The organism is Sphingomonas sp. GW821-FHT12D09, from assembly GCF_058807215.1.
This window is the reverse complement of the sequence record NZ_JBXAQL010000004.1, coordinates 103,104-115,229: the sequence shown is the minus strand read 5'-3', so window position 1 is coordinate 115,229 and position 12,126 is coordinate 103,104. Positions and strand designations below refer to the sequence as shown.

Genomic DNA, 12,126 nt, shown 5'->3' with positions numbered 1-12,126 from the left:
CTGGGTCCCGGCTTTCGCCGGGATGACGAAGAAGGAAGTTGAAGTGAGCGCACGCGAGAAACTGCTGGCCGAAGCCGCCAAGCGCATCCTGATCACCGACGGGGCGTTCGGCACCGAGATCCAGAACTGGAAGCTCGACGAAGCCGCCTATGCCGGCGACCTTGGCCTGAGCCATGACCAGAAGGGCAATAACGATATCTTGGCGCTGACGATGCCCGAAGTGCCGGCATCGATCCACCGCGCCTATTTCGAGGCCGGGGCGGATATCGCCGAGACCAATACCTTCTCCGCCAACCGGATCAGCCAGGCCGATTACGGCGCCGAGCATCTGGTGCGTGAGATCAATGTGGAATCGGCGAAGCTCGCGCGCTCGATCGCCGACGAGTTCGAGGCGAAGGATGGCCGCCCGCGCTTCGTCGCGGGCGCGCTGGGGCCGACCAACAAGACGCTGTCGCTGAGCCCGGACGTCAACGATCCAGGCTATCGCGAGATCGACTTCGATCACCTCAAGGACGTCTACCGCGAGCAAATCGACGCGCTGGTCGAGGGCGGGGTCGACTTCATCCTGATCGAGACGGTGTTCGACACGCTCAACGCCAAGGCCGGCATCATGGCCGCGATCGAGGCGGCGAACGATCTTGGCCGCGACTTGCCGATCATGATGTCGATGACGCTGACCGATCTTTCGGGGCGCAACCTGTCCGGCCACACGGTCGAGGCATTCTGGCATGCGGTGCGCCATGCCAAGCCGGTGACGATCGGGCTGAACTGCTCGTTCGGCGCCGAGCAGCTGCGCCCGCATGTGAAGACGCTGAGCGCGCTCTGCGACACGCTGATCATGGTCTATCCCAATGCCGGCCTGCCCAACGAGCTGGGCGCCTATGACGAAGCGCCGGTGACGACCGCCGGGCTAGTCAAGGAATGGGCCGATGCGGGGCAGGTCAACGTGCTCGGCGGCTGCTGCGGCTCGACCCCGGCGCATATCGGCGCGATCGCGAAGGCGGTGGAAGGGCTGCCGGCGCGGCCGATTCCGGTGCCCGAAGTGCGCACGCGGCTTGCGGGGCTCGAGCCGTTTACGATGGCGGCTGCCTAGTCCCCCTTCCGCTTCCGGGAGGGGTTAGGGGGAGGGGCTGTCCTCCTCGACGCCGCCCGAGCCTGTTTACTGCCCCTCCCCCGACCCCTCCCGCAAGCGGAAGGGAGCTAGAAGAAGAACGATGACCAACCTCTCCACAGGCTTCGTCAATATCGGCGAGCGCACCAACGTCACCGGATCGGCGCGCTTCAAGAAGCTGATCATGAACGGCGACTATGCCGCGGCGGTGGAAGTCGCGCTGCAGCAGGTCGAGGCCGGCGCGCAGGTGCTCGACGTCAACATGGACGAGGGCCTGCTCGACGCGCACGAGGCGATGACGACCTTCCTCAAGCTGATCCAGGCCGAGCCCGACATCGCGCGGATCCCAGTGATGGTCGATTCGTCCAAATGGGACGTGATCGAGGCGGGGCTGAAGTGCGTCTCGGGCAAGCCGATCGTCAATTCGATCAGCATGAAGGAAGGCGTCGGCCAGTTCCTCGAGCATGCCCGCAAGTGCATGGCGTACGGCGCCGCCGTGGTGGTGATGGCGTTCGACGAGACCGGCCAGGCCGACACCCAGGCGCGCAAGGTCGAGATCTGCGCGCGCGCCTATGACCTGCTCATCGGCATCGGCTTCCCGCCCGAGGATATCATCTTCGATCCCAACGTGTTCGCGGTGGCGACGGGGATCGAGGAGCACAACAACTACGGCGTCGACTTCATCGAGGCGTGCAAGGAGATCAAGGCGCGCTGCCCGCATGTCCATATCTCGGGCGGCCTGTCGAACCTGAGCTTCTCGTTCCGCGGCAACGAGCCGGTGCGCAAGGCGATGCACTCGGTGTTCCTGTACTATGCCATCCCCGCCGGCATGGACATGGCGATCGTCAATGCCGGCCAGCTCGACGTCTATGACCAGATCGATTCCGAGCTGCGCACCGCGGTAGAGGATGTCATCCTCAACAAGGATCCCGAGGCCGGCGACCGGCTGGTCGCGCTCGCCGAGAAGTATCGCGGCACCGATGCGGTGGCCGAGAAGCAAGCGGCCGAGTGGCGCAGCTGGGACGTCGCCAAGCGGCTGGAGCATGCGCTGGTCAAGGGCATCGATGCGTTCGTCGTCGAGGATACCGAGGAGTGCCGCCAGGCCTTTGCCCGCCCGATCGAAGTGATCGAGGGGCCGCTGATGGACGGGATGAACGTGGTCGGCGACCTGTTCGGATCGGGCAAGATGTTCCTGCCGCAGGTGGTCAAGTCGGCGCGCGTGATGAAGAAGGCCGTGGCGCATCTGCTGCCCTTCATCGAGGCGGCCAAGGAGCCTGGTGCCAAGGGCAAGGGCAAGATCATCATGGCCACGGTCAAGGGTGACGTGCACGATATCGGCAAGAACATCGTCGGCGTGGTCCTGCAGTGCAACGGCTTCGACGTGGTCGACCTGGGGGTGATGGTGTCCTGGTCGAAGATCCTCGAGGCGGCGAACGAGAATGATGCCGACATGATCGGCCTGTCAGGGCTGATCACGCCGAGCCTCGACGAGATGGTAACCGTTGCCGAGGAGATGCAGCGCGCGCAGATGACGATGCCGCTGCTGATCGGCGGCGCGACCACCAGCCGCGTGCATACCGCGCTGCGCATCGAACCGGCGTACAAGGGGCCGGTGGTGCATGTGCTCGACGCCAGCCGCGCGGTGGGCGTGGCGACGGCGCTCGTCTCCGACACGCAGCGCGATGACTATGTGACCAAGATCGCCGCCGAATATGAGCAGGTGCGCGTCGCGCGTGCCGGGCGTGGACAGAGCGAATTGCTGCCGCTGGAGAAGGCGCGCGACAATGCGTTCGAGGCGGACATGGCGCTCAAGCCGGGCAAGCCGCGCATGCCGGGCGTGCACGAGTTCCTCGACTGGGACCTGAAGGACTTGCGCCAGTATATCGACTGGACGCCGTTCTTCCGCGCCTGGGAACTGGCGGGCAATTACCCGGCGATCCTGGAGGACAAGGTGGTCGGCGAGAGCGCGACCAGCCTGTTCGCCGACGCGCAGGCGATGCTCGACAAGATCATCGCGGAGAAGTGGCTGACCGCGCGCGGTGTCGCCGGGCTGTGGCCGTGCCGCCGCCGGGGCGACGACATCATCGTCCATGTCGAGGATGAGGTGCACTACACGCTGCCGATGCTGCGCCAGCAGATCGCCAAGCGCGAGGGCCGGGCGAACATGTGCCTGGCCGACTTCATCGACACTCAGGGTGACTGGCTGGGCGGCTTTGCGGTGGGCATCCACGGCATCGAGCCGCACCTGGCGCGCTTCAAGAACGCGATCGACGATTACAGCGACATCCTGCTCAAGGCGTTGGCCGATCGTCTCGCCGAAGCCTTTGCCGAGCGGCTGCATCTGTTCGTGCGCACCTCGCTATGGGGCTATTCGGAGGGCGAGCAGCTGACCAACGAGGCGCTGATCAAGGAAGAATATCGCGGCATCCGCCCGGCGCCGGGCTATCCGGCCTGCCCCGAGCACAGCCTCAAGCCGATCCTGTTCAAGATGCTCGACGCGCACAAGCGCACCGGCATCTCGCTGACCGAGAGCTTCGCGATGCTGCCGACCGCGGCGGTGTCGGGCTTCTATTTCGGGCATCCCCAGGCCGAGTATTTCGGCGTGGCACGGATCGGGCAGGACCAGCTGGCGGACTATGCGCAGCGCCGCGGCATCGATCTGGAGCTTGCGACCCGGTACCTGCGGCCGAACCTCGACTAGACCTCGACTAGACCTCGACTAGCTAGCCCTCTCCCCCGGAGGGGAGAGGGAGAGGATCGCTCAGGGTTGCGTGTAGCTCCCCTTGGTCCAGCCGCTGACACCCGGATCGAAGCACCATTCCGTGGTGACGTCCGACTCGGTGGCATAGAGGCGGATGTGCTGGCCGGCGGAATCGGCCCAAGTCGTCACCGATGCCTGGGTGCCGGGAAAGGTCGCGCCCGTCGTCCAGCCCTGGCCGTCGTCGCATTGCTCGGTGATCGTGTAGCCGTCGCTCGAATAGACGCGGATATGGAGCTGGTGCGAACTGTCGAACCAGTTGATCGCGGCCGTCGCGATCGGAAAACTCGGATTATCGGGCATCTGCATTCCCCCCTGTTCGACTCGCGTCCCCTGACGCGAATCGCGGGGAAGCTCCGGTTTTGGCGGGCGGGTTTCAATTGCGATTGGGACCAAATCGGCGCTGCATGCCGGGTACACTGATCTGGGTAGGTCACGGATCGCCCGGCATCCGCTAGGGTCGTGCGTTCGTCACGATCCCGGGAACCCGCATGACCGATAGCAGCAAAGAAAAAACCTCGGTCGCAAAGCAGCTTGGCCCCGGGCTGATCACCGGCGCGGCCGACGACGACCCCAGCGGCATCGCGACCTATTCCCAGGCCGGCGCGCAGTTCGGCTATGGGCTGATGTGGACGATGCTGCTCACCTATCCGCTGATGTCGGCGGTGCAGCTGGTGAGCGCGCATATCGGGCGGGTGACCGGGCGGGGCCTGGCGCAGAACATGCGCGAAGTGATGCCGGGCTGGCTGTTGACGCTGCTCGTCGCGATCCTGTTCATCGCCAACACGATCAACATCGGTGCGGACATCGCCGCGATGGGCGATGCGGCGCAGATGGTCGCGGGCTGGGGCGACCATTGGTTCACGATCTTCTTCGCGCTGTTCAGCCTGCTCCTGCAGGTGTTCGTGTCCTATCACCGGTACGCGCGCGTGCTCAAATGGCTGACGCTGTCGCTGCTCGCCTATGCCGCGGTGATCTTCGTGGTGAAGGTCGACTGGGCGGCGGCGGGCACCGGCTTCTTCGTCCCCAGGCTTGAGGGGCCACAGGCGATCGCCACCGTCGTCGCGATCTTCGGCACGACGATCAGCCCCTATCTCTTCTTCTGGCAGACCGCGCAGGAAGTGGAGGAGATCGACGATGACGACGCCGCCAAGCCGCTGAACGAAGCGCCCGAGCAGGCTCCGGTCGAGATGAAGCGGATGCGGATCGACACGTTGGTCGGCATGGCATTCTCCAACGTGATTGCGCTGGCGATCATGATCGCCGCCGCCGCGACGCTGCACAGCCAGGGCGTAACCCAGATCGATACCGCCGCGGACGCGGCCAAGGCGCTGCAGCCGGTGGCGGGCAATTTCGCCTTCGCGCTGTTCGCGATCGGGATCATCGGCACCGGGCTGCTCGCGGTGCCGGTGCTGGCGGGGTCGGCTGCCTATGCGGTGAGCAATGCGCGCGGCTGGCGCTGCGGGCTGGAGCACAAGCTGAAGGACGCGCCCGGCTTCTATGCGGTGATCGCCCTGGCGACCTTGCTCGGCATCGCGCTCGACTGGTCGAACATCCCGCCGATCCAGGCGCTGTTCTGGAGCGCGGTGGTCAACGGCTTCGCTGCGGTGCCGATCATGGCGGTGATGATGATCATCGCCACGCGCAAGAAGATCATGGGCGAGTTCCGCGTCTCGGGCGTGCTGCTGGTGCTCGGCTGGGCGGCGACCGCGGTGATGGGCGCGGCGGCAGTAGCGATGCTGGTCTGGCAGTGACGGCTTCCGCTTGCCGGGGCTTCCCGAGCCGCTAAGCTCGCGGGCAATTATGGGAGGGGGACCGTATGGCGGACGGAGTGGCAGAGCCGACGGGCAAGGACATCCGGCTGGTGATCGGAGCATCGTCGCTGGGCACGATCTTCGAATGGTATGACTTCTTCATCTGGGGCACGCTGACCGCCACTGGCATCCTGCAGCACACCTTCTTCCCCGCGGGCAACGACGTGCTCGCCAGCCTGCTCGCCTGGGCGGCGTTCGCGGTGGGCTTCGGCTTCCGCCCGCTCGGTGCTGTGCTGTTCGGCTATCTGGGCGACCGGATGGGGCGGAAATACACGTTCCTGGTCACGATCACCGTGATGGGCCTGGCCACCGCCGGCATCGGCCTGGTGCCGAGCTATGCCGCGATCGGCGTGGCGGCGCCGGTGCTGATCCTGCTGATGCGGGTGGCGCAGGGCCTGGCGCTGGGCGGCGAATATGGCGGTGCGGCCATCTATGTCGCCGAGCATTCGCCGGGCGGGCGTGCCGGCTTCCATACCAGCTTCATCCAGGCGAGCGTGGTCGGCGGCTTCATCCTGAGCCTGGCGGTGGTGTTGGCATTCAAGGCACCGATGCCGGCCGAGACCTGGGCGGCATGGGGCTGGCGGCTGCCCTTCCTCTTCTCGATCCTGCTGCTCGCCGTGTCGCTCTACATGCGGCTGAAGCTGTCCGAGAGCCCGGTGTTCCTGGCGATCAAGGAAGCCGGCGAGACCGCGCGCAACCCCTTCCTCGAGAGCTTCACCTATCCGGGCAACCTGCCCCGCCTGTTCGTCGCTTTGTTCGGCATCGCGGCCGGGCTGACGGTGATCTGGTACACCTCGATGTTCTCGGTGCTCTCGTTTCTCACCGGGCCGATGCGGGTGGACCCGACCACGGCGCAGCTGATCTGCGGCGGATCGGCGCTGGTCGGCTGCGGTTTCTTCGTGCTGTTCGGGCATTTGTCCGACCGGTTCGGGCGCAAGAAGCCGATCGTGATCGGCTATGCGCTGACGCTGGTGCTGCTCTTCCCGCTGTTCTGGACGATCGGTGGTGCGGCCAATCCCGGGCTGGCAGAATCGGCGAAGCACGTGCCGGTGGCGGTGTTCGGCCCCAACTGCAAATATGATCCCTTCGCCGCGAAGCAGCCCGATGGCTGCGGCCAGATCCTCGACCAGCTATCCAAGAAGGGTGTCGCCTTCCGGACCGGCAGGGCGCAATCGGTGGCAGTGACGATCGGCGGGTCGCCGGTGGCGGACATCAGCCCCGCGGGCCTTAACAGCGCGCTGGCGGCGGCGGGATATGCGCTCGATCCGGTGGTGCCGAGCCCGCGCAACATCGCCGTGATCGTGCTGGCGATGCTGGGGCTGATGGCGCTTGCGGGCGCGACCTATGGCCCGGTCGCGGCCTTGCTCAGCGAGATGTTCCCGAGCCGAATCCGCTATAGCTCGATGTCGATCCCCTATCACCTGGGCACTGGCTATTTCGGCGGCTTCCTGCCCTTTATCAGCCAGTACATCGTCGCGCGCACCGGCAATCCCTATGCGGGGCTTTGGTACACGATGGCGGTGGTGGCGATGGCGCTGCTGGTTACTGCCTTCGGGCTGCAGGAGACGGTGGCCCCGCGGAAGCGGAAGCACTGAGGGCATACCCCTGCCCAGCAACGGGCATTGCGAGGCACGGGCGCACGCCCTAACCCGCAGGGCATGACTGCACCTCTCCGCCTGCGGCTGGATAGCGCCGCGCTCGTCTCGAACTGGCGGCACCTGGCGAAGCTCGGCGGCACCGCTGCATGCGGCGCGGCGATCAAGGCCAATGGCTATGGGCTGGGTTCGCGCGACGTGGCGCGGCGGCTGGCCGAGGCGGGGTGCCGCGACTTCTTCGTGGCGACCTGGGCCGAAGCGGAAGCGCTGGCCGACCTCGGGCTGACCGTATCGGTGCTGCACGGGCTGCGCGCCGAGGATCCGCTGGACGCGCCCTATGCCCGGCCGGTGCTGAGCACCGCGGAGCAGGTGCGGCGCTGGAAGCAGACAGGGCGGCCCTGCGACGTGATGGTCGATACGGGCATGAACCGGCTGGGCGTCTCGGCGCAGGAGATCGATGCGGGGTTGCTCGACGGGCTCGTCATCGAGACGTTGATGAGCCACCTCGTCTCCGCCGACGAGGATGTGCCGCTCAATGGCCGGCAGCTTGCGGCATTCGGCGCGCTCAGGGGGCACACCCAGGCGAAGCGGATGAGCCTGGCCAATTCGGCGGGCATCGCGCTCGGCGCCGACTATGCCTTCGACCTGACCCGGCCGGGCATCGCGCTCTATGGCGGCTGGCAGCGGCCGGCGCATGGCGCGATCCGCCAGGTCGCGACGCCGCAGGCGCAGATCCTCCAGCGCCGCTTCGTGCGCGCCGGCGAGAGCGTGGGCTATAACGCGACCTGGATCGCCCCGGCCGATACCGAAGTGGCGATCCTCAACCTCGGCTATGCCGATGGCTATCTGCGCTGCTTCTCGGGCAAGGGGCTGGCGGAGGCACAGGGGGTGACGCTGCCGCTGATCGGGCGCGTGTCGATGGACCTGACTGCGATCGACGTGACTGCACTGCCTTCGCTCGGCGAGGGCGACTGGGTGACGATGTCGTACGCGCTGCCCGAGACGGCGGCGCTGAGCGGGCTTTCCCAGTACGAGCTGCTGACGGGCCTTGGGTCCCGCTACGACCGCATCTGGACCTAGCACGCCGCATGCTGCGTTGTGCAGGCAGCGCGGACGCACCATCTTCTGGCAGCAATTCCGCGAACCGAGGAGCATGCCGATGCGCGCGTCGCCGATCCTGATCTCGCTGGCGCTTCTGGCGGTGCCGGTCGCCGCGATGGCTTCCGGAGCCGATCCCAAAGGGGAAGCAAGGCTCGCCAAGATGCTCGACGGACGGACTGCCGGCGCGCCGGTCTCCTGCCTGTCGCTTCCCACGATCCGCGACAGCACGGTGATCGACGGGACCGCGATCGTCTATCGCCGCGGATCGACGCTGTACGTCAACCGGCCGCGCTCGGGCGCGGAGGATCTGAACGCGGATAGCTTTAGCGTCGCCAAGCTGCGCAGCACCCAGCTGTGCAGCACCGACAAGATCGATCTGGTCGATCGCGACACGCGCAGCTGGCGCGGCTTCGTCCTGCTGGGCGACTTCATACCCTATACCAAGCCCGCTACGCGCTGAGCCGGTTCGCCGGGCAAGAAAAAGGGGCCGCTCCGAAGAGCGACCCCCGATAGTTTCGTACGTGCGGATCAGAAGGTGATGCGCGCGCCCGAATAGACGTAGCGACCGGTGACTGGCCAGATTGCGCTGCCCGAGCCGGTGCCGGTGGCACCCCAGGGCGGAAGCTGGTCGAACACGTTGTCCGCGCCGATATAGAAGCGGAAGTTCTTGTTCGCCCGGATGCCGAGCTGCAGCGAGTGATAGACCAGCGCCGGATACCAGGGCGTCGCGTTGACGTCGATGTTGGTCGGCTGACGGCCCTGGTGCGAGTAGAGCGTCTCCCAGGTGTACGCCAGCTGCTTGCCGACATAGCGGGCATCCCAGCCGAAATCGATGTTCTTCCAGCTGACGTCGATGCTCGCCGTTGCCTGCCATTCCGGATCGCCAAGCACGCTCTTCACGCGGGTCGAGCGGTTCGGATCGGTGATGAACAGATACTGGTCACGCGTCTGCAGCCAGCTCAGCAGCACGCGGGCGGTGTACTTGAAGTCGCCCTCGCTGAACCGATACGACATGTCCGCATCGATGCCCGACGTCTTCAGCGCAGCGTAGTTGAACGGCTGGTTGAGGAAGCCCGGACCGATGATGCCGACCGGCAGGTCGGTGGCGCGGCCGGTGAAGCGGCGGGTCTGCTGACCGTCGAACGTGTAGTTGAGCAGCGGATCCGCCGAGGTACGGCGGAAGACCGCCGAGCAGAACGGATTGTTGAGGCCGACCGGATCGTCATAGCAGCGATCCACGATCCCCTGACCCGAAAGCCCGTTGATCACATTGTTCACGGTGATCCGGTAATAGTCGACCGACAGGGCAAAGCCCTTGAGGAAGGTCGGCTCGAACACCGCGCCGACCGTGAGGCTCTTGCTGGTCTCGGGCGCCAGGCCGAGATTGCCCTGGTTGAAGCCCGACAGGCCGGAGCCCAGCGTGTTTTCCCACGGAAGCGTCACGACGACATTGTCGTCGCGCGTGTAGGTCATCGTCGTCGGGATGCCCGCCGCCGCGCAGTTGCGGATGCGGTCCGGGGTCGTGCGGACGCTCATGCTGCAAGGATCGATGAAGCCGTTGGCAAAGGTCTGCGAACGGGTCGCATACAGATCGCTCAGGTTCGGCGCACGCACCGCGCGGGCATAGCCGACGCGGAAGCGCAGGTCGGGAATCGGTGCCCAGATCGCACCGGCATTCCAGGCCCACACGCCCTTGTCCATCGAGCTGTACTTCGAGTAGCGCGCAGCGCCCTCGACCGTGAGTTCGTGGATGAACGGGATGTTCTTGAGCAGCGGCAAGCGCAGCTCGCCAAAGCCTTCCCAGATGCTGATCGACGGCGGATCGAACTGTGCGATCGAGTTCAGGAAGGTCGCGCCCGACTGGGTATAGTCGTCATAGTCGGAGAACGCGTCCTCACGGCGATATTCGCCACCGATCGAGAAGCCGACCGGGCCGCCCGGCAGGCGGAACAGGCCGCTGCTGTCGCCGGCGACATAGGCGACGGCATTGAGCTCTTCGGCCCACTGCTTGCGGTTCGAGGTGTAGAGGACATAGTCCAGCGCCGCCTTCGACGAGTTATACTCGCCGAACAGGTTGAGCGGCACGCAGCCCGGCATGTCGTTCGTCGTGATCGCGTCGGTGTTGACGCGGCACTGGATCGAGCCGTCCGTAGCGCGCGCGGCATTGGCCGCGGCGTTGAACTTGGCGACGTCGACGTTGCCGCCCGTCTCGTAATAGGTGCTGGTACGGCCCCAGTTGAACGAGACTTCGTAGTTGATGTTGCCGGTCGTCGACAGATCGCCGCGGAAGCCGCCGACGATCCGATAGGTATCGCGCTTATGGTTCTCGGCGCGGGTGCCGATGTCGTTGTTGAACCGGTTCATGGTGAACGCGGCGGTGGTCGAGGTGGTCCCCAGGATCGTCTGGATCTGGCTGCGCGCCTGCGCACTCAGGTACGGGTTGTCCAGGAAGAAGGTCGGGCTCAGCGTGCCGTTGACGAAGGTCGGCTGAGTCGAGGTCTGGTTCGCCGTGATGTGGACGTACTTGGCCTCGATGAACGGCTCGAACGCCGGCGACACCTGATAGTGTGCGAAGAGGTTGCCGCTGTAGCGCTCCAGGCCCGGCAGCAGCATCGCGCCTTCGACGCCCGAGGCAGTGCGGCCACCGAAGCGACCGCCGCCAAAGCCGCGGTTGTCGATCAGCGGACGATCGCGAACGAGCGTGCCGTCGTTATTGAACACATAGACGTCGGAGACTTCGGTCGTCGAAGGCGCTCCGTTCGCCAGCGGCGAGAAGATGCCGGTGCAGACCGCTGCGCGGCGCGCCGCGTTGACGGCATTGCCGGGAATCGCGGCCGGGCAGGTCGTCGCCACGGCGCCGCCGAGCGAGATGTTGCCGAACACGCTGCCGGGATTGGAATAATAGCGCTGGTCGTAGATGCCGTCGCTGCCGTTCGGAAGCGTGCCTTCGTTGCCGGTGAACTCGGCCGCGTAGAAGCCCGGAACGCCGGCATAGGCGCCGGTCTGGTCGGGACGGTCGGTAAATAGCAGCTGCTGCTGGCGGGCATATTCGCCGGCGAACGCGATGTTGCCGCGGCCTTCGGAGAAGTTCTTGCCGTAGATCGCGCTGACCGACTGCGAGTCGCGGTCGCCATGGGTCGAGATCCCGCCCTGCACGCGTGCGTCGAAGCCGTCATAGTCGCGCTTGGTGACGAAGTTCACCACGCCCGCGATCGCATCCGAACCGTACACGGCCGAGGTGCCGCCGGTGATGACGTCGACGCGCTCGAGCAGCATGCTCGGGATCGTGTTGGTGTCGACCAGATAGGCGCCCGGGCTCGACGACACATGGCGGCGGCCGTTGACCAGCACGAGCGTGCGGCTGGTGCCGAGGCCGCGAAGATCGAGATTGTTGATGCCGGCGGTGCCGATCGCGTTGGTCGAGTTCGCCTGGCTCACCGTCGAGCGGAGCGCGGGCAGGCGGTTGAGTTCGTCGCCCAGCGAGAGTTCGCCGGTGTCGAGCAGCTGATCGGCCGTAACGCTGGTGACCGGCGTGGCCGAATCGAGGTTCGGACGACGGATGCGCGAGCCGGTGACGACGATGACTTCGTCGGTCTGCGTCGTCGTGGGTGCTTCCTGGTCCGCAACCGGTACCTGGCTGTCCGACTGCGCGAACGCGACGCCGGGCGCTATCACGAGCGAACCGACAAGCGCGGTTGCGCTCAGCAATGCTGAGATTTTCATGTTGTTTGCCCCTCGGGCGGGATG

At 66.0% G+C, this 12,126-nt stretch carries 8 protein-coding genes; 6 read left to right on the top strand and 2 right to left on the bottom strand.

Annotated features, from left to right (window positions below):
- Positions 1-22 precede the first annotated feature (22 nt).
- A complete protein-coding gene (locus AC1RPL_RS17720) occupies positions 23-1,093 on the top strand; it encodes a homocysteine S-methyltransferase family protein (protein ID WP_493071176.1) in 1,071 nt (356 codons plus the stop codon).
- Positions 1,094-1,214: 121 nt separating this feature from the next.
- Positions 1,215-3,812 carry a methionine synthase gene (metH, locus tag AC1RPL_RS17715; protein WP_493071175.1) on the top strand — a complete coding sequence of 866 codons (2,598 nt, stop codon included), beginning with the start codon at positions 1,215-1,217 and terminating at the stop codon, positions 3,810-3,812.
- A gap of 60 nt (positions 3,813-3,872) precedes the next feature.
- Here metH and AC1RPL_RS17710 read toward each other — a convergent pair whose 3' ends face one another.
- A complete protein-coding gene (locus AC1RPL_RS17710; protein ID WP_493071174.1) occupies positions 3,873-4,172 on the bottom strand; it encodes a fucose-binding lectin in 300 nt (99 codons plus the stop codon).
- A 188-nt stretch (positions 4,173-4,360) separates the two neighbouring features.
- Here AC1RPL_RS17710 and AC1RPL_RS17705 point away from each other — a divergent pair, with 188 nt between their 5' ends.
- The 4 genes from AC1RPL_RS17705 (at position 4,361) to AC1RPL_RS17690 (ending at position 8,839) form a co-directional block, all read left to right on the top strand.
- On the top strand, positions 4,361-5,623 hold the full coding sequence (locus tag AC1RPL_RS17705) for an NRAMP family divalent metal transporter (RefSeq protein ID WP_493071173.1): 1,263 nt from the start codon (positions 4,361-4,363) through the stop codon (positions 5,621-5,623).
- Positions 5,624-5,688: 65 nt separating this feature from the next.
- Positions 5,689-7,278: an MFS transporter gene (locus AC1RPL_RS17700; protein ID WP_493071172.1), complete on the top strand. Its 1,590-nt coding sequence runs from the start codon at positions 5,689-5,691 to the stop codon at positions 7,276-7,278.
- Positions 7,279-7,341: 63 nt separating this feature from the next.
- Positions 7,342-8,358: an alanine racemase gene (locus tag AC1RPL_RS17695; protein WP_493071171.1), complete on the top strand. Its 1,017-nt coding sequence runs from the start codon at positions 7,342-7,344 to the stop codon at positions 8,356-8,358.
- Positions 8,359-8,437: 79 nt separating this feature from the next.
- Complete coding sequence (locus AC1RPL_RS17690; protein ID WP_493071169.1) at positions 8,438-8,839, top strand: hypothetical protein; 402 nt, start codon at positions 8,438-8,440, stop codon at positions 8,837-8,839.
- A 68-nt stretch (positions 8,840-8,907) separates the two neighbouring features.
- Here AC1RPL_RS17690 and AC1RPL_RS17685 read toward each other — a convergent pair whose 3' ends face one another.
- The gene (locus AC1RPL_RS17685; RefSeq protein WP_493071168.1) at positions 8,908-12,102 is read right to left on the bottom strand and encodes a TonB-dependent receptor domain-containing protein; all 3,195 of its coding nucleotides are present in this window, start codon (positions 12,100-12,102) and stop codon (positions 8,908-8,910) included.
- Positions 12,103-12,126 lie beyond the last annotated feature (24 nt).